The organism is Noviluteimonas lactosilytica (assembly GCF_020866925.1).
In the GTDB taxonomy this organism is placed as follows: domain Bacteria; phylum Pseudomonadota; class Gammaproteobacteria; order Xanthomonadales; family Xanthomonadaceae; genus Noviluteimonas; species Noviluteimonas lactosilytica.
This window is the reverse complement of sequence record NZ_JAJGAK010000002.1, coordinates 224,569-248,977: the sequence shown is the minus strand read 5'-3', so window position 1 is coordinate 248,977 and position 24,409 is coordinate 224,569. Positions and strand designations below refer to the sequence as shown.

Sequence of the window (24,409 nt, the reverse complement as noted above, 5' to 3'; positions counted from 1 at the left end):
CTACTGCTTCGCAACGGAGGGGGATGTCGAAGACGGCCGCGACGCGAGTTCGAGCCACGCGTAGCCCGCGGCCGCGATCAGCAGCGGCAGCAGGTAGTAGCACGCTCGGAATGCAAGGAGCGCGCCGACGAGGTGCGCGGGCGGCACGCGATGGCCCAGCATCGCGATGAATACGGCTTCCAGCACGCCGATGCCCGCCGGCACGTGCGCGAGCGCGGTCGCGACGGACGCGAGCAACACCGTCGCGATGACTTGCGCATCCCCCACCTGGGGGAGGAATTGCGCGCAGACGAGGCCGATCAGGGTCCAGTTCGTCGCGGCCATCGCGAACTGCAGCAGCGCCAGGCGCGGCGTCGGGAACCGGAAGTGATGGCCGCGCACGTGGTACACGCGGCCGTGCGTGACGTGGCAGGCGACGAAATAGGCGAACGCGCAAGCCAGCAACACCACGCCGATCGCGCGCAGCGCCGCGCCGCTGCCGAGGCCGAACGCGCGCAACGGAAAGTCGGGCGGCGGCACGACGGTGCCGATCGCGAACAATACGCCCGCGATCAGCATGTAGCCCACCCAGTTGGTCGCGACGCAGAACCCGATCACGCGCGTGATGCGTCCGAGCGTCACGCCTTCGCGCGCATACATGCGCAGGCGGAATCCTGCGCCGCCCACCGCCGCGCCGATGTTGAGCGCGAACGCATACGCGATCGCGCTGATCGCCATCACGCGCGGCGTCGGCACGTGGTGGCCGGCGTAGGTGCGCGCGGCGACGTCGTAGCCCGTGTACAGCAGGTAGCTCAGCGCGGTCAGGCCGAGGGCGATCGCGATCGTCGACGCACTGAGGTCGGCCAGGACCTTGCGCACTTCCTGCCAATCGATCGACAGCGCCGCGCGCACGATCAGGTACGCGGCGATGCACAGGAAGACCGCGAACGCAGCGCGCTTCGCCCGTCGCCACCAGCGATGGCGCGGGTGCGTCACGTGGCCTGCTCGACGTCGACGGGCGAAGTCACGCGCAACAGCCGCGGCGTATGCGCGGGCAGCAGGCCGGCCCAGCGCGGAAAGCGGCGCAACACATGGAACAGCAACGGCCGCGTGAGCGTGAACCAGAACCCGCGACGTCCCAGCTGCTTCGCATCGACCTGGCGGCATTGCCGCTGGCGCAATGCCGTGAGGCTTTCGCGCAACATGGCGGCGAACGCCTTGTCGCGCACGAACACGTTCGCTTCCAGGTTGAGCGACAGGCTCAGCGGATCCAGGTTGCTCGACCCGATCGTCGCCCAGTCCTCGTCGATCAGCGCGACCTTGCCGTGGAAGGGACGCTCGCAGTATTCGACGATGTCCACGTGCGCGCGCAACAGGTGCCGATACAGCGTGCGCGTGGCCGGATGCGCGATCGGCGTGTCGGATTCGGCGGCGACGAGCAACGTCACCTTCACGCCGCGCCGCGCGGCGCGCCGCAGTTCCCGCAACAGGCCCCAGCCGGGGAAGAAGTAGGCGTTGGCGATCACGATCTCGCGTTTCGCTTCGCGGATCGCGCGACGATACTCGCGTTCGATCGACGTGCGGCGGTCGCGGTTGTCGCGCAGTTCGAACAGCACCTCCGCATCGCCCGCGCGTTCGCGCTCCGGCTCGGCCGCCGGATGCCGCCAACGTTCGCCCGTGCCGTCGCCCGCGAGCGCGGCGCGCGCGAAGCTCAGCAGGTCGCCGACGACCGGCCCTTCGATCTCGACGCTGTAGTCCTGCTTGCCCTGCGGATCGGACTCGGCGCAGTGATCGACCGAATAGTTGATGCCGCCGATGAACGCGCGCGTGCCGTCGACGATCAGCAGCTTGCGATGCAGGCGACGGAACACGTTGACGCGCACGCCGAGCACGCCGCGATGCGGGTCGAAAACGTGCACGCGCACGCCGGCGCCGACGAGCTCGGATAGGAACTCGGGCGAGAAGGTCGGCGAGCCGTATCCGTCGACCGTGAGTTCGACGCGCACGCCGCGGTTCGCCGCCTGGATCAGCGCGCGCTGCAGGTCGCGGCCGACGCGATCCTCGAACAGGATGAAGGTTTCGATGATCACTTCGCTCCGTGCGCCCGCGATCGCGGCGAACGCACGCGGGAAGAACTGCTCGCCGTTCTCCAGCAGCTGCAGGCGATTGCCGGGACGCCACGGCCCCGGTGGTCGCGGACGGCGCCAGCGCAGGCTCACCACGCCACCTGCGCGACGAGCGGCGCGTGGTCCGACAGGTGCGTCCAAGGCTTCGCATTCAACACGCGCGGTTCCGTGACCTGCACGTTGCGCACGTAGATGCGATCGACGGGCAACACGGGCCAGCGCACGGGGAAGGTGCGCGCAAGGCGGCCGTGCGCTTCGACGAAGACTTCGCGCAATCCGAAACCCGCGACGATCGCGTGGCCGCGGCTGCGCCAGTCGTTGAAGTCGCCGGCCACGATCAGCGGCGCATCGCGCGGGACCGTTTCCTCCAGCACTTCGCCCAGCAGGCGCAGTTGTTCGCGCCGATGCGATTCGCGCAAGCCGAGATGGACGCAGATCGCGTGCAGCGGATGCGGTCCGTCGCCGGCGACGAGCTGGCAATGCAGCAGCCCGCGTTCTTCATGGCCGTGGATCGACACGTCGCAGTTGCGATGCGACTTGATCGCGAACTTCGACAGCAGCGCATTGCCGTGGTGTCCGTGCGGATACACCGCGTTGCGTCCGTAGGCCGCATGCGACCACAGCGAATCGGCGAGGAACTCGTACTGCGGCACGTCGGGCCACTGCGCGTGTTTTTGCTTGTGCAATGCGTTCTCGCCCATCACTTCCTGAAGAAAGACCACGTCGGCCGACACGCTGCGCACCGCCTCGCGCAACTCGTGCAGCACGAGGCGGCGCTTGAGCAAGTCGAAGCCCATGTGGCAGTTGAGGGTGAGGACGGTGGCGGCCGGCACCTTCGGATCGGACCGTGGCGGGCGTGAAGGGGGCGTCAGCCGAACAGATCGCTCTGCGCGGCGAGGCGATCGGCGTCGACGAATCCCGACAGGCCCACGCCGACGAGGCGATAGCGCGTGCGCGACGGGAGTTCGACGCGCTCGCGCAACGCACAGGCGATGTCGGCCAGGGCCTCGAGCGACGCCGGGGGTTCGGGCGGCGTGAGGCTGCGGGTGAGGATGCGGAAGTCGTCGGTCTTCAGCTTCAGCACGACGGTGCGCGCGATGCGGCCGTGCGGCGCCGCGCGTTCGCGTTCGTAGCCTTGCCACGCCTTCTCGGCGAGGCGACGGATGTGCGGCTCGATCTCCGCGAGGAACAGGTCGTGTTCGAACGTGTCCTCCGCGCTGATCTGCATCGTCGGACGCTCGGAGACCACGGGATGCTCGTCGATGCCGTGCGCGAGTTCGTGCAGGCGACGGCCCCAGCGACCGAAGCGTTGTTCGAGCGCCGAAAGGCCCAGCGTGCGCAGGTCGCCGACGGTCGACACGCCGAGTTCTGCAAGCTTCGCCTCCATCACCTTGCCCACGCCGGGCAGGCGACCGACGGGGAGTGGGGCGAGGAAGGCTTCGACCTGGTGCGGCCGGATGACGAAGATCCCGTCGGGCTTGCGCCAGTCGGACGCGATCTTCGCGAGGAACTTGTTGGGCGCGACGCCGGCGGACGCGGTGAGGTCGGTTTCTTCGCGGATTGCCGCGCGGATCGCTTCCGCGGTCGCCGTCGCGGTCGGCAGGTGCGTGAACGTGCGCGTGACGTCGAGGTAGGCCTCGTCGAGCGAGAGCGGTTCGATCAGGTCGGTGTGCCGCGCGAAGATTTCGCGCACCTGTTTCGACACCGCCTTGTAACGCACGAAGTCGGGCGGCACGAACACCGCGTGCGGGCACAGGCGTTCGGCGCGCAATGCGGGCATCGCCGAGCGCACGCCGAACTTGCGCGCTTCGTAACTCGCCGCGCACACCACCGATCGCGCGCCGCGCCATGCGACCACCACCGGGCGGCCGCGCAACGCCGGGTCGTCGCGTTGCTCGACCGATGCGTAGAACGCATCCATGTCGACGTGCAGGATCTTGCGCGGACTCTCGCTCACCGCCAGAAGGGGATGTAGTCCGCGGGAGGGTCCTCTTCCCCGTCGTCGTCCTTGCGTGGGGCGGGCACTTGCGGCGGCAGCGTCACGCCGAGGATGTGGCGGCCGCGCGCGAGTTCGCGCACGTCGATCATCGCCACGAGCGCGGGGCGGTTGGTGCGCGCGTCGTCGCCGATGTCGAACACCGCGGCGATCGGCTTGCCGTCGAGCGTCACGGGGCGCACGTGCTCGGCGTAGCAGCCGAGCTGCTCGTTCGCCGGCAACATCCCGCAGCGTGCGTCCATCGCGGGGCCGTCGCGGTCGGGCGTCCAGGGGATGACGAGTTGCGCGAATGGCCCGATGATCACCGCCGATTGCACGTAGGGCGCGACGCGGCTGCGGACCGGGTCGCGGCGATCGTCGTAGTTCGCCGGATCGATCGAGCGCGAGGGCAGATCGTCGCTGTCGGGGAAGCTGTCGTAGCTTCCGTAGGCGTCGGGCTGCTGCGCGATGTAGTACGTCATCGCCGCGGTGAACGAAGCCACGGTGAACACCGCCGACAGCAGGAACACCGTCCACTTCTGCCCGCGATGACTGGACAGCAGCGCCAGCGCCGGATTGTTCGCCATGCCGAAGCCGATGCGCGAGTAGAACCAGAGCACGCCGCGCACGATGCGCGTGCCGATGGCGCCGGGCGTCATGCGCGCACCGAAGCGGCGATCGATGGCGTAGGCGGCGAGGTAGGGAACGGTGGCCACGATCAACACCCAGCCGACCCAGCGCGTGTCGGGCGCCAGCCCCATGCGCGATTCGAGGAACCACGCCAGCACGATGTACGTGCCCGCCACCAGCGTCACCGCCATCAGGATCGACGCCATCACCACGCCGAGCGCGAACACCATCGTCGCCCGGTTGTCGGCGCGGTCGATCGCATCCTCCATCCGGCCCAGGCGTTTCGACTCGACGTCGCGTGCGAGCGGCCCGAGGCGCAGCGAATCCCAGTCCACGCCCTTCGGATAGATCGACAGCATGCCGACCAGCGCGATCCACCGCGCGCGCAACAGCAGGTGGATGACGAACGTGCCCGCAAGGATCAGCGCGGCGCTCTTGGCGTAGATGTAGACGACCCACAGCAGGTCCGACCAGCGTTCGACCAGGCGCGGCTGCCATTCGAGGATCGTGCGGTCGAGCAGTTCCGGCAACTGCAGCATCGCGAACACCGCGACACCGGAAATGAGCAGTTCGACCTCCCAGGTGGGCGTCGTGTGGCGCGGCAACTGCGAGGTGTCGTCGGTCATCCGCGGAGGATGCCGCATAACGTCGCCAGCCGAAACAGGACGGCCCCGGAATCCGGGGCCGTCCATGCGGAGCACGCTGCGTGGTGGCCGATCAACCCGGCGGCGGCAGGTAGAACGCGAACTTGCACGGCTTCGGCATGATCACCATGACCGTGTTGTTGTTGATCTCGTCGATCCACGTGCGCAGCTGTTCCTGCGTCGCGCGGTTCGGCTCGTCGCCCAGGGGCGTGCTGCCGTCTGCGCCCAGGGTCGTGTTGGCCGCGGACAGCAGCGCGCTGATCGTCATGCCCGACCCGTGGTGCAGGTTGGTGCCGACCACGTATCCGGCGTCGATGTTGAGGCGCAGGATGGCGGCGCTGCGCGACAACGCGTAGGCCATGTTGTTCGTGCTGGTGTTGTTGACCCAGGTCAGGAACAGGTTCCAGTTGGTCGCCTGCGAAGTGGTCGTCGTGTTGAGGTTCCACCCGCTGCCACTCGACGAACGCAGGTTCAACTGGTTGAGCGCGTTGAACTCGGGGTTCATCGTGCTGCCGTCGTTGACCTTGGTCTGGCCGCTCGCGGTGACCCACCAGGACTTCGGCTTGCCGCCGGCCTTGCACTCGCAGTAGTTGCCGAAGATCACCTCGGTGGTTTCGCCCGCGACGAGGTTGATGCCGGTGGCCGGGTTGGCCACGGCCTGCGGCGCGCCGTCGATGATCAACGCGGACTGGTGCCACGTGCCGCCCGCCGTGCCTTCCTGCACCGCGTACGGGTTCTCGAGCGAGGACAGGTTGTCGAAGCGGGTCAGGCCGTCGGGCGACTGCGTGAGTTGCTGCGCCGCGAAGCCGAAGCCGTTGGCCGCGGTCATCAGCCAGCCGAACAACGGCACTTCGTCGGCATCCCATTCGCCGTTGGCGTTGGCGTCGTAGAACTTGTAGACGTTCAACGCGGAGAGTTCCGGCGCGGTCGGCACCAGGACGTGGAAGTTGTCGGTCTTGGTGTCGCTGTTGCGGAACGTGTTGCCGTTGGCGATGTAATCGGACTTGCGCGTGATCCAGGCCTTGTAGACGCCGCCGTTGTTGGGCGTGTCGGCGAAGGGGATCATCTGCACGCGCACGCCGCCGCAATCGGCGGGCGTCACCGCGTGGTTGTTCGCGGAGACGATCACGCCGCCGCTGACGGTGAACTCGCGCTGGCTGATGTCGTCTTCGCTGAGCAGCACGGTGCCCGACGGGTTGGTGATCTGGAACACGTACACACCGTCGTCGACGGCCGCGGCATCGCAGTTGTCGTTGGTCGGCCCGCCATTGAGGTAGACGTCGGCCTTGGCGGCGTAGTGGTTGACGTTGACGGTGCCGTCGATGTCGGAGGTGAAGATCGCGCCGCTGATGGGCGCGGCGAAGGCGACGCCGCCCAGGCAGAGGGTGAGCAGCAGGGCTGACGCGCCGCTGCGGAGACGCGGGAGAGGTTTCATGTGGTGCCCCTAGAGTGATCGTCCGTGAACGTTGGTCGTTGTTGCGACCTCCGCCTCGTCCATCACCCCATGGACTACCGCATCGATTTGAAGCCGCAGCCAATCGAACGCCGCCGCGGAAACTCGCAGGACACCCGTTGGAGTGACACCGAACGTGAATGCGCGAATCCGGGGAAAGATTTTCCGCGGCGCGCATCCAGGCTCATCCGTATGCGCCGGCGACGCTCAGATGACGCAGCAAGCGTGAAAGCGAAATCACGTCCTGGTGGTTGTGCGCGAGCACGCGGCGCAATGTCTGCGCGCTGCCTCCGCGCAGGTACGACAACCACGCGGCGGGCGCTTCGGAACCGGGCAGGTCGTCTTCGCGCACGATGCGCAACACCTGGCGTTCGATCGTGGCGAGCCTGCAGTTCTCGTACACGCCGCGATACCGGCGACGCGTGGGGTAGAGCAGGTCGACGTGCGCGAGGCCCGCGAGCGGATTGACCTTGCGCGCGAGGCGATAGCGCGTGGCGAGCAACGGCGCGTCGTAACACTTGCCGTTGTAGCTCACGAGCACCGTGTCGGGCGCGACCCACGTGCGGAAAACGTCGAGCATCGCGTGCTCGGCCGCCATCGTGCGCATCGTGAGTTGGCGGATGCGCAGCGCGCCGTCGTGCCAGTCGGCCGCGCCGATCATGAAGGCGCGCGTGCCGGTGCCGCCGGCGAGGCCCGTGGTTTCGGTGTCGAAGAACAGCATGCGCGACGGGTCGAGCCCGTCCTTGCGGTCGAAGGCGCCGCAGAACGTTTCGGGGATGGCGTCGTCGGGGAGCGTGGCTTCGCGGAGGTGTAGTCCGTCGGCGATTTCGATGCCGGGGAGTGATCTGTCGACGTCGGGGCGCACGGTCGGCGGTGTCGGTGCGCGGACGCGCAGGAGTTGGCGCAACTGTTCGATCGACGCGAGCGCTCCCCTCCCCGGATCGCGGGGTGGGGCCGGGGGAGGGGAGACGCGCGTTAGTGCCGGCTCGCGTGCTGCGATATCGCCACCGGCTTGGCGCTTGAGTTTCTGCAACTTGTCGAGCGTGAGGCTCATGCCGACGTCTCCAGCGCTGCGAGCACGCGCAGCGCGAGCGCGCGCGGCGCGTCGACGGTGTCCTCCTGCATTTCGAGCACCGGCCCGACGCACGCGGGGCAGCCGGCCTTGCAGTCGCAGCGTTCGATCAGTTCACGCGCGCGCAACACGAGCTCGTGCTGCCGGCGCCACAACGGCTCGCTCTGGCCGACGCCGCCCGGATAGTTGTCGTAGAGATAGACCGTCGGCACGAAGCGGTCGTGCACGTCGGGATCGCTTGCGCTGCCGTCCGTCGAACGCAACTGCCCACGACCGCGCCCGTCGGCAGTGGCGAACCACGCGCCGTCGCCGCTGCCGACCGCCTTCTGCAGGTCCGCCGCGTCCGCCATCACCGCGACCTTCGCGACGACGTGCAGCGCATACGCCGCGCCGAGGAAGCCATCGAGCGCGTCCTGCCGCGACGCGAAGCGCGCATCCAGCGTCTCCTGCGGCAGCTGCCACCACAGTGCGCTGGTGTGCATCTCCTGGTCGGGCAGGGTGACCGGCCCGTAGCCGATGTTCTCGTGCGTGTAGTAACGGATCTTCTTGTAGCCGGCGACGCGGCGCACGACGTGGACTTCGCCGTGGTGCGACGTGCCCGCGCCCGCGATGCAGCCGTCGAAGCGCTCGAGCACCTTGAGCTTCGTGTAGTCGATCGCGTCGGTGTAGTAATCCACGTGCGTGCGCGTGACGTAAGCCTTGCGACCTTCCCAGTCGAGGCGTTCGACCTGGTAGGGCGTGGACTGCACCATGTGGATCGCGCCCTCGTAGAGCATCAGCGGCGCGGACGAGTAGTCGACCTCGGCGATGATCACCTGGCGTCCGTCGGTGCGATCGACGACAACGAAGTTGCCGTCGGCCACCGAGCGCAGGCTCACCGCATTCGCGGGATAACTGTCGGCGATCCATTCCCAGCGGCCGCCTTCGGCGTGCACGACGCCGTCCTGCGCGAGCAGTTCGAGATAGACCGTCGGATCGACGGGGCCGAAGCGTTCGCCTTCGAGGAACGGCAACTCGAATGCCGCGCAGCGGATGTGATCGAGCAGGATGACCGGCTGATCCGGCGCGATGCGCGCCTGCTCGGGCGTGGCGTTGGAAAAGAACTCGGGATGGCGCACGACGTACTGGTCGAGCGGATCGGAACTCGCGACCATCACGCCGACCGACGCCTGCTGGCGCCTTCCCGCGCGCCCGAACCGCTGCCACGTCGCCGCGACCGATCCCGGATAGCCGTTGAGCACCACCACGTCGAGGCTGCCGATGTCGACGCCGAGTTCCAGCGCGGAGGTCGACACGATGCCGTCGATGCGGCCTTCGCGCATCGCCTTCTCGGCGTCGCGGCGTTCGGTCGGCAGGTAACCGCCGCGATACGCGCGGATGCGGGCGGGCTTGCGGGGGTCGTGGTCGAACACATCCTTGAGATACTTCGTCAGCACCTCGACCATCGTGCGCGATTGCGCGAACACCAGCGTCTTGAGCCCCGCGCGGATCGCCGTGCGCGCGATCTTGTTGCTCTGCGAACGCGCCGACGCGCGCAGGCCGAGGTCGGGATTGACCACCGGCGGATTCCACAGCAGCACATGCTTGTCGCCGGTCGGCGCGCCGGAATCGGTGATCGCGGTGACGTCGCCTTCGAGCAGCGCCTCGGCGTGGTCTTTCGGATTGCCGATGGTCGCCGAGCACAGGATGAACTGTGGGTTCGCGCCGTAGAACGCGCACACGCGGCGCAGGCGGCGCAACACGTTGGCCAGGTGCGAACCGAACACGCCGCGATAGCTGTGGATCTCGTCGATCACCACGAACTGCAGGCCTTCGAAGAACTGCGCCCACTTCGTGTGGTGCGGCAGGATCCCCTGGTGGAGCATGTCGGGATTGCTGACGACGATGTCGCCGTTGAGCCGGATCGCCTGGCGCTGGTCGCCCGGCGTGTCGCCGTCGAAGGTCGCGGTGCGCAGCCCGAGATCGCCCGCGCGATTGAGTTCGATCAACTCGGCGACCTGGTCCTGCGCGAGCGCCTTGGTCGGGAACAGGTAGAGCGCCTTGGCCTGCTTCGTCATCGCCGCGGCGACGACCGGCAGCGTGTAGCACAGCGACTTGCCGGACGCCGTGGGCGTGGCGACGACGAGGTGTTCGCCGCGCTGCGCCGCGTCCCACGCTTCGCGCTGGTGCGCATACAACTGCGTGACGCCGCGGGTCTGCAAGGCCTTCGCGAGTGCCGGCGGCAGCGTGTCGGGCAACTCGGCGTAACGCCCCTCGCGCCCGGGCAACACGAAGTGCCCCGTGATCAGCGCCGCGTGCTTCCCCGCGAGTCGCGTGGCGAGCAACCCGCCATCGCGCAATTGCGGCGCAGGCGGCGCCGGGTGTTCGAACAACGTGAGTGCGGACATCGCGGCGTCTCCCTGTGACGGGCGATGTTGTAGGTGCGCGACGTCTCAGGAGTTGAGAAGCAAAACAGGGGTCAGAGCACTATTTCGTTCGAAATAGTGCTCTGACCCCTGTTTAGATCGCGCGGAAACCGGTTGCGCGATGTCGAGAGCGATCTGTGCGGAAAACAGGCGTCGCGGCGATGTCGATCCACGATCCTCGATCGACAGTGCGCGCTCCTTTCCGATGAGCGAGATGCACGCAGATGACGATAGACACACGCGGCCGTTGGAAGCCGCTTCGCACGCTGGCCGGCGCGTGCGCAATGTTGGCCGGCGGCACTTACGCACAGACGCCCGTCGTCCACACCAGCGGCCTGGAATCGGCGCCGACCCACCAGCGTTTCATCGTGCAATACAAGGACGGAGCCGGGGTCACGACGCCCGCCGTCGCGCAGCAACGCCTGGCCGCGGCGCTCGCGAGCGCGCCCGCCACGCTCCAGTCGGATGTCATCGTCCCCGGCAATCCATCGACCGCCGCGCCGACCGTGCTGCGCGAGATGGCGCCCGGTGGCTACGTGGTCACCAGCAGCACAGCGCTGACCCCGTTCGCCGCGGAGCAATGGATGCAGAAGATCGCGGCCGATCCGCAGGTCAGGTTCGTGCAGGTCGACGTCGTCGCGTACCCGAAAGCGCAACCGAACGATCGGTACTACCCGCAGCAGGAGCACCTGTTCGGCGCGCAAGGCATGCGCGGCGATCGCGCATGGTCCATGACGCGCGGGGCAGGCGTCGTCGTGGCGATCATCGATTCGGGGATCACGCCGCATCCGGACCTCGACGCCGCGTTGTTGCCGGGCTACGACTTCGTCAACCTCGATGCGGATCCGACCGTCAAGGAATGCGCCGGCACCCATGCCACCTACGTCGCGGGCACGATCGCGGCAGTGACCAACAACGCACGCGGCGTCGCAAGCGTGGCGCCGGACACGAGAATCGTGCCGATCCAGGTGGCGCCGGGGTGCGCCCATGGGAGTTACGCATCGGACAAGGTCAGTGCGATCCGGTGGGCCGTCGGCCAAGAGATCGGCAATGCACCGATCAACGCCAATCCCGCCGAAGTCATCAACATCAGCCGGGGCGGCGAGTACGAGTGTCCCGTCGCCGTGCAGGAGGCCATCGACCACGCGAACACGAAGGGCGCCGTCGTCGTGATCTCCGCGGGCAACGAATCGATCTCCGCGGACCGCATCGGCCCCGGGAACTGCAGGAACGTGCTCTCGGTGGGCGCGGTCGACGCGCAGGGGCGGCGCAGTTACTTTTCCAACTTCGGCCCGACGGTCGATCTCGCCGCGCCGGGCCAGATCGTCTGGCCGTCCGCCGACGACAGAACCTATGAAGATCTCCAGGGCACATCGTTCTCGGCCCCGATGGTGTCGGCGGTGGCGGCGATGATGCAGTCCGCCGCATCGAAGACGCTGACGCCGGCGCGCATCGAAACGCTGCTGAAGGAAAGCGCCCGGCCGTTTCCATCGACGCCCGACAAGCCCATCGGGGCCGGCATCCTCGACGCGACGGCCGCGGTCTCGTATGCGATGCACGAAACGTACGAGACCTTGAACGGGGCGTACGTCATCCATTCGGTCGACAAAAAGTGCCTGATGGTCGGCAACGAGGGCAACGACACGGTCCCCAGCTTCGACCGTTGGTGGAACACGACCTACGCGGCGAACAACTGCGGCCTGGGCGATGCGGCCACGCTCATGGCGAACAAACAGGCCGTCTGGCATTTCACGCCGATCGAGACCGGCGTCGGGATGACGGCCTACGTCATCCGCAGCGCGGTGAACCAGAAGTGCCTGATCCGAGGGAGCAACGGCTACGCCGAACAGGCCGAGTTGTTCTCATGGCCCGTCCATGCCGACAAGACGTGGTGCGGATTCCCGACCAGGGAGGCCCTGGTGGCGAATGGCCAGGCGCTCTGGTTCCTCGACAAGCCGAGCAAGCAAACGAGCTTCGGGCTGACGCACACGCATACGGGGCTCAAGACCGTGCGGCCATCGTTCGCCTACCTGCTGAAGCCCGGCGGATGGGAGCAGCGGTTCGGCGACGCGCGCGGTACCTGGGATTACTTCGAGCTGCACGAGGTTTCGGCCGTCGACGCCAACGGCATTCCCCGCCAGGGCATGCAGGTCCCCATCGTGATGGGGACGCGCTGCATGGGGCTCGATGCCATCGGCGATCTCTCCATTCCCCTTCGCGAACAGGAATGCACCACGCCCGTCGGGCAACGCTTCGTCTACAAGGAAGATCGCCTGCACGTCGCCGACGACCAGCGACTCTGCCTCGGTCCATGGAACAGCCAGACCGCGGCGGGCACGTTGATCCTGACGGCGTGGTGCACCCTCGACGCGACGCAGCGCTGGTCGATCGACGCTGAAGGCCGGATCCGCAATCGCCACGTCCCTTCGCTGTGCATGTCGACCGACAACGACGGTTACGCGTACAACCTCGTTTGCGACCAGGCGCCGAGACAGCGCTTCAAGTTCAAGCTGCCGTAACAAGCGCCGGCGCGGGGTCGGAGCACTATTTCGAAACGAAATAGTGCTCTGACCCCTGTTTCTGTTTTTCACACGACGCCGAAGAGGTAGAACGCCCCGATCACCACGAACACCGCCAACGTCTTGATCACCGTGATCGCAAAGATGTCCTTGTACGACTGACGGTGCGTCAGGCCGGTCACCGCGAGCAGCGTGATGACGGCGCCGTTGTGGGGCAGGGTGTCCATGCCGCCGGAGGCCATCGCGGCGACGCGGTGCAACACTTCCATCGGGATGTTGGCGGCCTGCGCGTTGGCGATGAAGGTGTCGGCCATCGCCGCGAGGGCGATGCTCATGCCGCCCGACGCCGAGCCGGTGATGCCGGCAAGCGCCGTCACCGTCACCGCCTGGTTGACCAGCGGGTCGGGGATCGCGCGCAACGCATCGGCGACGACGAGGAACCCCGGCAGCGCCGCGATCACCGCGCCGAAGCCATACTCCGACGCCGTGTTCATCGATGCGAGCAACGCCCCGCCGATCGCGGTCTTCGTGCCTTCCGCGAACTGCGTGATCACCGGTCGCCACGCCAGCACCATCACAGCGAGGATGCCCGCGAGCAGCGCGCCCTGGACCGCCCAGATCGCGGTGACCTTCGCCACTTCCTGCACGACGGGCGCGGGGTCGCCGATCACGCCGGGCACGAACGAATGCGACTCGCCGTACCAGCGGGGAATCGCGCTGGTCAGCAACTTGTTGACGACGCCCACCAGCACCAGCGGCAACAACGCGACCACCGGATTGGCCAGCTTGTCGCCGGTGAACGCCGCGGGCTCGTTCACCAACTTCGAAGGATCGCCATAGCCTTCACCCGCACGTGCGGCCGCGCGCCGGCGCCATTCGAGATACGCCAGCCCCGCCGTGAGGATCGCCACCGCCCCGATCGTCCCGAGCCACGGCGCCGCCCATCCGTTGGTGCCGAAGAACGCCGACGGAATGATGTTCTGGATCTGCGGCGTGCCCGGCAGCGCGTCCATCGTGAAGGTGAACGCACCGAGCGCGATCGTGCCGGGGATCAGGCGCTTGGGAATGTCGGCCTGGCGGAACAACTCCGCGGCGAACGGGTACACCGCGAACACGACGACGAACAGCGACACGCCGCCATACGTGAGCAACGCACACACCAGCACGATCGACAGGATCGCGCGCTTCGCACCGACGACCCGGATCGCCGCCGACACGATCGCGCGCGAAAACCCGGAGAGTTCGATCAGCTTCCCGAACACCGCGCCCAGCAGGAACACCGGGAAGTAAAGCTTGAGGAACCCCACCATCTTGTCCATGAACAAGCCGGTGAACATCGGCGCGACCAACGACGGATCGGTGAGCAGCACCGCGCCGAGCGCGGCGATCGGCGCGAACAGGATCACGCTGTGCCCGCGATAAGCGACCACCATCAGGAACACCAGCGCGGCCAGCACGATCAGGAACGCCATGCGATTTCCCCGGCCGCGAAGGACGGCCCATCGGCGCGCAGTGTTCTCCGTCGCGGGTGGGCCGGCCCACTGTCCGAAGGTACGATGCCGCCGGTTCGCGCACCGCAATAGCCTTGGTCCCCGATCCGCGGCGACCTGCCGCGCCTGCTTCGATGGGGAGAGGGGAACGATGAAGCGCAAGACACTGAGCCTGGCCATTGCGTGCGCGATGCTGCCGACGATCGCCTGGGCGCAGGATGCACAGCCTGCCGCGGAGCCGGCGCAAGCAACGACGCCGGCCGCAAGGAAGGCGACGCTGGACACGGTCACCGTCACCGCGCGCAAGCGCGAGGAAACGCTGCAGGAAGTGCCGGTCGCCGTGACCGCCTTCACCGCCGAGTCGCTCGACAAGCTGCAGATCGAAGACCTCGGCGACCTCGACGCGCAGGTTCCGAACCTCACCGTCTACGCCGCGCGCGGTTCCAGCAGCACGATCACCGCCTACATCCGCGGCGTCGGCCAGTCCGATCCGCTGTGGGGCGTGGACCCGGGCGTGGGCATCTACATGGACGACGTGTACATCGCACGTCCGCAGGGCGGGTTGCTCGACGTGTTCGACGTCGACCGCATCGAAGTGCTGCGCGGCCCGCAGGGCACGCTGTACGGCAAGAACACCATCGGCGGCGCGATCAAGTACGTCAGCCGTGCGCTGACGCCGGACGTGCAGGGCTTCGGCTCGGTCGCCATCGGCAACTACGGGCAGCGCGACTTCAAGGCCGGCATCGGCGGCGGGCTCGGCGGCAACGATGCGCTGCGCGCGCGCGTGGCCGTGGCCGACATGCACCGCGACGGCTTCGGCGAGAACCTGGTGACGGGCGAGGACGTCAGCGACAAGGACATCACCGCGTTCCGTTTCTCGCTCGGCGCCTACGTCACCGACGAATTCGACCTGCAGTTCAACCTCGACCACGTCGACGACACCTCCGGCGTGCGCGCCGCGCAGATGCTCGCGCCGAACCCGTTCGCGCCCAGCCTCTTCGCGCCGAACCCGCTCGCGCCGGAGAACGCCCCGCTGGTCGACAACCGCTTCGACGTGCGCAACGGCATGCCGAACATCAACGACACCGAGATGCTCGGCGTGTCGGCGACGGCCAACTATCGTTTCAGCGAAGACCTGACCTTCAAGTACGTCTGGGCCAAGCGCGAGTCGGACACCGAGACCAACATCGACTTCGACACGCTGCAGGCCAAGGTCGCGGACGTGAAGGCGTTCTACAGCGACGAGCAGACGACCAACGAACTGCAGGCGAACTACGACGCGGGCGGTCGCGCGCGCGGCGTGATGGGCATCTATGCGTTCGACGGCTCCGCCGGCGGCCAGGTGCTCAACAACTTCTTCAACCTTTCGTTCGGCGACACGCAGGGCACGGTCTACACGCAGAGCACCGCGGTGTACGCCGACTGGACGTTCGACCTGACCTCGCAGTTGAAGCTCGACATCGGCGCGCGCTACACCGACGAAACCAAGCACGCCGTGGTCGCGAACCGCTGCTACTCGAACGACACCTTCACCACGATCGCCAACTGCGCGGGCCTCACCACGCCGGTCGCGGCGGGCTTCGACAAGTCGATCCGATTCAAGAACACCTCGCCGAAGATCTCGCTGGACTACCAGGTCAACGATGACCTGATGGTCTATGCGCTGGCCACGCGCGGCTTCAAGTCGGGCGGCTACAACATCCGCGCGCAGTCGACCGCGGTGCCGCGTTCGGCCGAGCCGTTCCAGGACGAGCAGGTCGATTCGTACGAAATCGGCAGCAAGATGGGCCTGCTCGACCAGACGCTGTTCCTCAACGCCGCGTACTTCTACAACGACTACAAGGACATCCAGTTGTCGGTGTTCACCGGCTACACGCTGCCCAACGGCCAGCCGGCGTTCTTCGGCGACTTCACGAACGCCGGCGCCGGCACGGTGCAGGGCCTGGAGTTCGAGTACCAGTGGCTGGCGAGCGACCACTTCACGCTGTCGGGCAACCTGGCGTGGCTGGACGCGCAGTTCGACGAGTACATGTTCAAGGGCTTCAACATCGCCGACCAGCAGGAGTTCACCAACGCGCCGGACTTCAGCGGCGCGGTGAACCTGGAATACCGCACGCCGGTCGGCGACATGGGCGAGCTGTCGGCGCGCATGACCTACTCGTACCAGTCGGAAGTCACCGCCACGACCGAAGTGACGCGCGATCCGGTCACCGGCGTGGTCACCAACCCGATCACGCAGGACGGCTACGGCCTGCTGAACGCGGGCGTGGCCTGGCGCTTCGACGATCACTGGTCGCTGTCGCTGCAGGGCACGAACCTGACGGACAAGGAGTTCCTGACGACGGGGTACGTGATTCCGGCGCTAGGCGTGAGGACGGGGTTCTATGGGAATCCGAGGCAGTACCAGCTGACGCTGAAGTACGATTTTTAAGTCGTAAGCGAGAGCGGGAAACGGGAAACAAAAGGCGGGAAACGGGAGGGAGGGGCGCGTCGCGCTTCCTGGGCGATGCGCCGAAGGTCGGTCTTCGGCTCGTCGGGAATGCACTGAGGGCGACCTCCATCTCCCGTTTCCCGTTTCCCGTTTCCCACCGTTATTCTCCCGTCATGCCCGCCCGACCGCCCCTCCCATGCTGAGCATCGGCGTCGTCGTCTGCGCCGGCCTGGCGTGGCTCGGCCTGCTGTTCCTCGCGGGCCTCTATGGCGAACGCCATCCGCGCGCGTTCGCCTCGCGCTGGAAATACATCTACGCGCTGTCGCTCGCGGTGCACTGCACGTCGTGGACGTTCTACGGGACGGTGACGCAGGCCGCGCGCAACGGGTGGCCGCTGCCGCCGACGTTCGTCGGCGCGATCCTGCTGTACCTGCTCGGCGGCGCGTTCATGTTGCGCCTGGTCAAGCTCGCGCGCGAAACCAACGCGACCTCGATCGCCGACCTGATCGCCACGCGCCTGGGCAAGGATGCGTGGCTCGCCGCGACCGTCACGCTGGTCGCGGCGCTCGGCCTGATTCCCTACATCGCGCTGCAGCTCAAGGCGATGGCGATGTCGTTCGGCATGCTGACCTCGCACGCGGCGGGCGCGGGGGCGGCGTGGCAGGACAGCGCGTTGTACGTCGCGCTGGCGATGGCGTTGTTCGCGATGTTGTTCGGCACGCGACGGGTGAGTGCGGCGGAACACAACCGCGGGCTCGTGCTCGCGATGGCGTTCGAGTCGGTGCTGAAGCTTGCGGCGATGCTCGCGCTTGGCGCGTACGTTTGGTTCGGGCTCGATCTCGATGATGCGGTGGCGCGCGTCGCGTCGACGCCTGCGCCGGTCGCGCCCGCGGGCGGATTCGCGCCGCTCGTGCTGCTCGGTGCGTTCGCGATGTTCATCCTGCCGCACCAGTTCCACATCGCGGTGGTCGAATGCCGCGAACAGGAGGACGTGCGCACCGCGCGATGGCAGTTCCCGCTGTACCTGCTGCTGATCGCGCTGCCGGTGTTGCCGCTTGCGCAGGCAGGGCAGGCGTTGCTGGGCGACAGCGTGCCGTCGGACTTGTACGTGCTCGCGCTGCCGTTGTCGCAGGGGCACGAAGGGCTCGCGTTGTTCGCGTTCCTCGGCGGATTGAGCGCGGCGACCGGCATGGTCGTCGTGAGCACGCTGACGCTGAGCCTGATGATCGGCAACCACTGGTTCGCGCCCGGGTTGTTGCGCGGTGCGTGGGCGCGCGGCGACGGCGGCGATCTGCGCGGGCACGTGCTCGCGCTGCGCCGCATCGGCATCGTCGCGATCATGTTGCTCGCGTGGGGGTACAGCCGGCTCGTCGCGGGCAGCGAAGCGTTGGCGGACGTGGGCGCGGTGTCGTTCTCCGCGCTCGGCACGCTGGTGCCCGCGCTCGCGTTCGCGGTGTGGCGTCCGCAGACGCCTGCGCGCGCGGTGGTGATCGGGATCCTCGCGGCGTTCGCGACTTGGTGCTGGGTGCAACTCGTGCCGACGGCGTTCGCGTTGCGTGGCGTGTCGCCGGCATGGCTTGTCGAAGGTCCGCTCGGCATCGAATGGTTGTCGCCGAACGGGTTGTTCGGATTGACCGGCTGGAGCCGCATCGGACGCGCGGTGGGCGCGAGCCTGTTCGTCGGCGCGTTCGCCACGTGGCTCGCACTGGCGTGGAAGCGCGAGACGCCGCGTCGCAAACGGCTTGGCCTCGATGCGCGCACGTTGCGCGACGCCGGCATGCGTTTCCTCCCGCCGGATCGCGTCGAAGAACTCTTGCGCGACGCGCCCGCCGACGGCGCCGTGCCCGCGCAGACCGAAGCGCACATCGAACGCGAACTCGCCGCCGTGCTCGGCTCGGCATCGGCGCGCGTGCTGCTCGACGCCGCGCGACGCGAAGCCGGCCACCTCGACACCGTCGCCGCGATCGTCGGCGAAGCCTCGCGCGACCTGCGCTTCAACCAGCGCGTGCTCGAGACGTCGCTGGAGAACATGGACCAGGGCATCAGCGTCGTCGACGCGCAGCTGCGCCTGGTCGCGTGGAATCGCCGCTACGCCGAGTTGTTCGGCTTCCCCGAATCGCTGCTGCAAGTCGGCAAGCCCATCGCCGAACTCGCGCGCCACGCGTTGCAGCAGATGCCGCCGCCGGGCGATGCCGAACGTGCGCTGCAACGGCGCCTCGCCCACATGCGCGCCGGCACGCCGCACCTCACCGAACGCGTCTTCCCCGACGGCAGCATCGTCGAAATCCGCGGCAACCCGATGCCGGGCGGCGGCTTCGTCGCGACCTTCACCGACGTCACCGCGTTCCGCCGCACCGAGGCCGCGCTGCTGCAGTCGAACGAAACCCTCGAACAACGCGTCGTCGAACGCACGGCGGCGCTGGAATCCGCGCGCCGCGAAGCCGAGCGCGCGAACGACGCGAAGGGCCGCTTCCTCGCCGCGATCGGCCACGACCTGCTGCAACCGTTGCATGCCGCGCACCTGTTCACCGACGCGCTCGCACAACAGGTGCCGGCCACGGGGCAGGAGAGCGTGAAGCAGATCCGCGGCGCGCTCGATTCGACGACCGATCTGTTGACCGCGTTGCTCGACATGTCGCGCCTGGAAGCCGGCGGCCTCGATCCGCAACCGCGCGACGTCGCACTCGCCGACGTGCTCGAACCGCTCGCCAGTGAATTCCGCGTCCTCGCCGCCGAACGCGGGCTGCAGTTCCACCACCTGCCGACGCGCGCGTGGGTGCGCACCGACCCGCAATTGCTGCGCCGCGTGCTGCAGAACTTCCTCGCCAACGCGGTGCGCTACACGCATGAAGGCCGCGTCGTGCTCGGCGTGCGCCGCGCGGGCGATGCGCTGCGCATCGAAGTGCACGACACCGGCCCAGGCATCGCGCTTGATGCGCAGTCGCACATCTTCGACGAGTTCCGCCGCGGCGCCGATGCAGCGGGGCAGGGCCTCGGCCTCGGCCTTGCGATCGCCGACCGCATCGCGAAGCTGCTCGACGCACCGCTCACGCTGCGCAGCGCGCCGGGCGAAGGCACGGTGTTCGCGGTGACGATCCCGCGCGTCGCCACCCCGCACCGCGCCGCCGCCATCGCGACCAAGGGCGGCAACCTTGCCGGCACCCGCGTGCTCGTGCTCGACAACGAAGCGCTCGCCCGCAACGCGCTGCGACAGCTGCTGGAGGGCATGGGCTGCTCGGTCGTCGACGCCGCCGACGCCCGCACCGCGCATGCGGCTTTGGCCGCAACGCCTGCCGACCTGTGGCTGTTCGACTACCATCTCGACGACGGCGCGACCGGCGTCGGCGCCCACGAACACCTCTCCGCGACGCACGGCGCGCGGCCGACGGTGATCCTCAGTGCCGACGCAGGCGCGGACGTGCGGGCCGCCGTGCACGAAGCGGGCCTGCCGTTGCTGATGAAGCCCCTGAAACCCCTGGCATTGAAGAGCGTGCTCGACCGCCTGCTGGCGGCGCGCGCGGTGACCTGAAGGAGCGACACCATGGAAACCCCCATCACCCCGCTGGAAACCGCGATCGCGCAAGCGCGCGCAGGCAAGGTCCCCGTCGTCGACATGCTGCGCCTGTTCGCGCGCAGCGACGTGCTGATTCCGTCGAACACGCTGGTGCATCCCGACGGCCGCGGCCTGACCCCGCTGCAACTCGAACGCGACGGCCACCCGCTGACCGTGTGCTTCACCGACCAGGTGCGCATGGACGAAGACGTCCGCGCGGCCGCGCCGTACCAGCTGCGCGTGCGCGGCGACTGGGTGCTGCGCTGGCTGCCGACCGACCGCGGCCTCGCGGTGAACCCGGGCACGACGCTGGGGTTCGACATCCCGGCGGAAGGCTTGCGCAAGTTCCTGGTCGAAGCCGGTCTCTGATCGGCGGCATGCAAGCGATGAACGCGAAAACACCCCTCGAACAAGCCATCGAAAAAGCCCGCGCCGGCCAGATGCCGATCGCCGACATGCTGCGCGTGTTCGCGAGCGGCCCCGTGCTCGTGCCTTCCGCATCGGAAGTGAAGTCCGACGGCGACGGCCTGATGCCGCTGTACCTCGACAAGGAAGGCACGCCGATGGTCGTGTGCTTCACCGACTTCGCGCGCATCGGCGAAGAGGCGCGCGCCGCGGCGCCGTTCTGCATGCAGATCGAAGGCGAAGGTTTCCTGCGCATGGTGCCGCCGGGGTGCGGACTCGTGGTCAACCCGGGGACGCAGATGGGGTTCGATATGTCGCCGGAAGGGTTGCAGCAGTTCCTGCGCGAAAACGATCGCTGACGCGGCCTAATTCGCGATCTGCTTCGACGGATCGCTGAGCTCCAGTTCACGCAAGATCACACTCGCCTGCGTGCGATTCCGCACACCAAGCCGCTCGAAGATCGACGTCAGATGCGCCTTGATCGTGCGTTCCTGGATGCCGAGGCGATCGGCGATCTGCTTGTTGAGCAATCCTTCGGCGACGAGCGCCAACACGCGGAACTGTTGCGGCGAAAGGCTCGCGAGTTTCGCGGCCAGCGCGGAGTCGCCGGGCGCGGAGGGCGCGCCGTCGACGGCGGCGCGCAGGTTCGCGGGCAGCCATTGTTCGAGGGCGAGGACGCTGCGGATCGCGTGGCGCAGGTCGTCGAGGCCGGTGCTCTTCGGCAGGTAGCCGGCGGCGCCGTGGTCGAGGGCGCGACGCACGACGCGCGGGTCGTCGTTCGCGGACACGACGACGACGGCAACTCCCGGATGTTGCGCGCGGATCGCGGCGAGGCCCGCGAGGCCGTGGTTGCCGGGCATGTGCAGGTCGAGCAGGACGAGATCGATGCCGGGTTCGGCGTCGAGGCGTGCGAGCACGCCGTCGAGCGAGTCGGCTTCGCGCACGTCGAGGTCGGCGACGGCGTCTTTCGCCGCGCTGCGCAGGGCGGCGCGGAACAGGGGGTGGTCGTCGGCGATCAGTAGCGAGGGCATGGCGACAGTCTTACTGCACCGTCCAGCCGCCGTCGACCTCGATCGTGTGCCCGGTGATGTTGCGCGCGTGCGGGCCGATCAGGAACGCGGCGATGCCCGCGAGTTCGTCGAAGCCGATGAACACGCCCTTCGGCATCGGCTTGAGCATCACTTCGCGCACGACCGCGTCCTCGGGGATGCCGCGCGTGCGCGCCTGGTCGGCGATCTGCTTGTCGACGAGCGGGGTCTTCACGTAGGTCGGGCAGATCGTGTTGATGGTGATGTCGGTGTCGGCGGTTTCCAGCGCGATCACTTTCGAGAAGCCGACGAGGCCGTGTTTCGCGGAGACGTACGCGCTCTTGTACGGGCTCGCGACGAGCGAGTGGATCGAGCCGATGTTGACGATGCGCCCGAAGCCGCGCGCGCGCATGCCCGGCAACACCGCGCGGGTGAGGCGCGCGACGCCGATCAGCATCACCTGCACGAGGAAGTCCCACTTTTCCATGGGGAATTCTTCGAGTGGCGCGACGTGTTGCAGGCCGGCGTTGTTCACCAGCACGTCGATCGGGCGCGAGACGTTGGCGAGCGCGGTGGCGACGCTTGTGTCGGAGGTGACGTCGAGCGCGAAGGCTTCGGCCGAACCGCCCGCTGCGCGGATGCCGTCGACCACCGACTGCGCCGGCGCGAGTGCGACATCGGTGACCACGACGTGGTGGCCCGCGGCCGCGAGTTCGGCGGCGACGCCGGCGCCGATGCCGCTGCCGGCGCCGGTGATCAGGATGCAGCGTGCGGTCATGCGTCGAGGCTCGGAAGGCGTGCTGCGGCCAGCCTAGCAGGCCCTCGCGCGCGCGCCTTCGGACGAAAGTACGATGCCGCGCGCGCGGCCGCTTGCTAGGGTGCGTCGCATGGAGATCATGCGCAGGCACGGGATGTGGGGCGCGGCGCTGTGCGTCGCGGTGGCGGGGCTGTCGGGGTGCGCGTCCGCGCCGCCTGCGGCGTCGGGCGCGAATGCGGAGGCGACGATGTTCAGTGCGACGCAGGCGACCGAGCATCGCGGCACCGACGATCTGCTCACCGCGGGCCTGGGCCTCAACGGCCTGCGCGCGATGGCCGCGCCCGCGTTCGCCGATCCCGCGCATCCGACCGATGCCGAGCGTCGTCGTCGCGCGCTCTGGAACAACTGGCGCGGCATCGCCGATCTCGGTCCGCTCGGAGGTTACGGCACGTTGTATGGCAGCACCGCGTCGGTGCCGGGTCGCGAATTCAGCGCGATGGCGCAGATCGCCGCCGCGAAGCAACCGCATCGCGTGCTCGTGCAGGTGCCCGATGCATTCGATGCGTCGAAGCGTTGCGTCGTGGTCACCGCGTCGTCCGGTTCGCGGGGCATCTACGGCTCGATCGCCGTCGCGGGCGCGTGGGGCCTGCCGAAGGGTTGCGCCGTCGCGTACACCGACAAGGGCGCGGGCACCGATTACGTCGACCACGGCGCCGACGGCGTCGAGGTGAAGCACGCGCACTCGCAGGACAACCCGGAAGCCGACTGGGGCCGCCACGTGAAGCAGGCGGCGGAGTTCGCGCTGCAGTCGCTGGCGACGGCGTTCCCGGACCAGGCGCCGTTCTCGTTCGACAACACGCGCGTCATCGTGGTCGGGATCTCCAACGGCGGCGGCGCGGTGTTGCGCGCGGCGGAACTCGACGGTGATTGGCTCGACGCGGTGGTCGCGGGTGAGCCGAATATCGATGTCGAAGGCGGGCGTGCGCCGTACGACTACATGACCGAAGCGGCGTTGCTGATGCCGTGTGCGTTGCTCGACTTCGAAGGCTTGCCGACGTCGCCGCTGTCGCCCGCGGGCCGCGCGCTCGGCACGTTGCGTTGCGCCTCGCTCGGCATCGATGCGAAGGCGGCGCGTGCGACGTTGCAGGCGGCCGGATGGACGGACGCCGCGATGCGCGCAGCCGCGTTGTCGGTCGACTTCGACCTGTACCGCGCAGTCGCGGTGACATATGCGTCGGCCTACGGGCGTTACGCGTTCGGCGCGCATCCGTGCGGCTTCCATTTCGCCGCGCAGAACAAGGATTTCACGCCGCGTGCAGCGACCGACGTCGAACAAGCCGCCTGGTGGTCCGATGCCAGCGGCATTCCGCCGGGTGCAGGTGTCGGCATCATCGATGCGAAGGTCGCGCCGCCGGACTTCATGCTCGCCGGGCTGCAATGCCTGCGCGCGTTGTGGGACGGGCAGGGCGCCGATGCCGATCGCGTGCGCAAGGGCATCGGCGAAGTGCGTGCATCGGCGCCGCGCGAAAGCTTGCCGATCGTCGTCGTGCACGGCCTCGACGACGGCCTGATCCCGCCCGCATTCTCGAGCGCGCCGTACGTTGCGATGGCGCAGGCCGCCGGCCGCGACGTGCGCTACTGGCAGGTGCGCAACGCGCAGCACTTCGATGGCTTCCTCGCGTTGCCGGATTACGGCGCGCGCTACGTGCCGTTGCTGCCGTACGTGTATGCGGCGCTCGATCGCGTGTCGGCGCACCTCGACGATGCATCGAACGCGCTGCCGGCCGATGCGGTGATCGAAACGACGCCGCGCGGCGCGCAGCCGCTGACCGCGGAGCACCTCGCGATCCCGTAGTCGCTTCGCGATCCCGTAGCCGGCTACGCGATCCGTAGCCCGGCAGTTGCGGCGTTCACACGCCCTTTGGCACCCTGCGTCCTTCAC

17 protein-coding genes are annotated in these 24,409 nt (G+C 68.2%); 6 read left to right on the top strand and 11 right to left on the bottom strand.

The features are described 5' to 3' along the window. From LK996_RS10335 to LK996_RS10300, 8 genes are all read right to left on the bottom strand, one after another. Entirely contained in the window at positions 1-975 is a 975-nt protein-coding gene (locus LK996_RS10335; protein ID WP_230527097.1) for a lysylphosphatidylglycerol synthase transmembrane domain-containing protein, read from the bottom strand. Continuing rightward, a complete protein-coding gene (gene clsB / locus LK996_RS10330; protein WP_230527096.1) occupies positions 972-2,198 on the bottom strand; it encodes a cardiolipin synthase ClsB in 1,227 nt (408 codons plus the stop codon). The genes LK996_RS10335 and clsB overlap by 4 nt, the downstream gene beginning before the upstream one ends. Next, the gene (locus LK996_RS10325) at positions 2,195-2,938 is read right to left on the bottom strand and encodes an endonuclease/exonuclease/phosphatase family protein (protein ID WP_343225876.1); all 744 of its coding nucleotides are present in this window, start codon (positions 2,936-2,938) and stop codon (positions 2,195-2,197) included. Before LK996_RS10325 ends, clsB begins: the two co-directional genes overlap by 4 nt. A 35-nt stretch (positions 2,939-2,973) precedes the next feature. Next, complete coding sequence (gene dinB, locus LK996_RS10320) at positions 2,974-4,062, bottom strand: DNA polymerase IV (RefSeq protein ID WP_343225875.1); 1,089 nt, start codon at positions 4,060-4,062, stop codon at positions 2,974-2,976. After that, positions 4,059-5,336, bottom strand: a complete 1,278-nt coding sequence (locus LK996_RS10315) for a hypothetical protein (RefSeq protein WP_230527095.1) — start codon at positions 5,334-5,336, stop codon at positions 4,059-4,061. Before LK996_RS10315 ends, dinB begins: the two co-directional genes overlap by 4 nt. A 91-nt stretch (positions 5,337-5,427) precedes the next feature. Further along, positions 5,428-6,789, bottom strand: a complete 1,362-nt coding sequence (locus LK996_RS10310) for a hypothetical protein (protein ID WP_230527094.1) — start codon at positions 6,787-6,789, stop codon at positions 5,428-5,430. A gap of 202 nt (positions 6,790-6,991) precedes the next feature. Continuing rightward, entirely contained in the window at positions 6,992-7,861 is an 870-nt protein-coding gene (locus tag LK996_RS10305; protein ID WP_230527093.1) for a ribonuclease H-like domain-containing protein, read from the bottom strand. After that, positions 7,858-10,266: a DEAD/DEAH box helicase gene (locus LK996_RS10300; protein WP_230527092.1), complete on the bottom strand. Its 2,409-nt coding sequence runs from the start codon at positions 10,264-10,266 to the stop codon at positions 7,858-7,860. The genes LK996_RS10305 and LK996_RS10300 overlap by 4 nt, the downstream gene beginning before the upstream one ends. Positions 10,267-10,568: 302 nt before the next feature. Here LK996_RS10300 and LK996_RS10295 point away from each other — a divergent pair, with 302 nt between their 5' ends. Further along, the gene (locus LK996_RS10295) at positions 10,569-12,803 is read left to right on the top strand and encodes a S8 family serine peptidase (protein WP_230527091.1); all 2,235 of its coding nucleotides are present in this window, start codon (positions 10,569-10,571) and stop codon (positions 12,801-12,803) included. Between the two features lie 68 nt (positions 12,804-12,871). Here the strand turns inward: LK996_RS10295 and LK996_RS10290 are convergent, their stop codons facing one another. Beyond that, positions 12,872-14,275, bottom strand: coding sequence for a GntP family permease (locus tag LK996_RS10290; RefSeq protein WP_230527090.1), 1,404 nt, complete (start codon positions 14,273-14,275; stop codon positions 12,872-12,874). Between the two features lie 169 nt (positions 14,276-14,444). Here LK996_RS10290 and LK996_RS10285 point away from each other — a divergent pair, with 169 nt between their 5' ends. The 4 genes from LK996_RS10285 to LK996_RS10270 all read left to right on the top strand — a co-directional run bounded on the left by LK996_RS10285 (position 14,445) and on the right by LK996_RS10270 (position 21,041). After that, the gene (locus LK996_RS10285) at positions 14,445-16,724 is read left to right on the top strand and encodes a TonB-dependent receptor (protein WP_230527089.1); all 2,280 of its coding nucleotides are present in this window, start codon (positions 14,445-14,447) and stop codon (positions 16,722-16,724) included. Between the two features lie 196 nt (positions 16,725-16,920). After that, positions 16,921-20,253 carry a hybrid sensor histidine kinase/response regulator gene (locus LK996_RS10280; protein ID WP_230527088.1) on the top strand — a complete coding sequence of 1,111 codons (3,333 nt, stop codon included), beginning with the start codon at positions 16,921-16,923 and terminating at the stop codon, positions 20,251-20,253. Between the two features lie 12 nt (positions 20,254-20,265). Further along, on the top strand, positions 20,266-20,646 hold the full coding sequence (locus LK996_RS10275) for an SseB family protein (protein WP_230527087.1): 381 nt from the start codon (positions 20,266-20,268) through the stop codon (positions 20,644-20,646). Positions 20,647-20,654: 8 nt separating this feature from the next. Further along, the gene (locus LK996_RS10270) at positions 20,655-21,041 is read left to right on the top strand and encodes an SseB family protein (protein ID WP_230527086.1); all 387 of its coding nucleotides are present in this window, start codon (positions 20,655-20,657) and stop codon (positions 21,039-21,041) included. Positions 21,042-21,047: 6 nt separating this feature from the next. On the opposite strand, the gene LK996_RS10265 is transcribed toward LK996_RS10270, so the two are convergent. After that, positions 21,048-21,713 (bottom strand): response regulator transcription factor, encoded by a 666-nt coding sequence (locus tag LK996_RS10265; protein WP_230527085.1) that lies wholly within the window; start codon positions 21,711-21,713, stop codon positions 21,048-21,050. Positions 21,714-21,723: 10 nt separating this feature from the next. Further along, the gene (locus tag LK996_RS10260) at positions 21,724-22,488 is read right to left on the bottom strand and encodes a 3-hydroxybutyrate dehydrogenase (protein WP_230527084.1); all 765 of its coding nucleotides are present in this window, start codon (positions 22,486-22,488) and stop codon (positions 21,724-21,726) included. Positions 22,489-22,597: 109 nt separating this feature from the next. On the opposite strand from LK996_RS10260, the gene LK996_RS10255 reads away from it, so the two are divergent. Continuing rightward, complete coding sequence (locus LK996_RS10255; protein WP_230527083.1) at positions 22,598-24,322, top strand: D-(-)-3-hydroxybutyrate oligomer hydrolase; 1,725 nt, start codon at positions 22,598-22,600, stop codon at positions 24,320-24,322. Positions 24,323-24,409 lie beyond the last annotated feature (87 nt).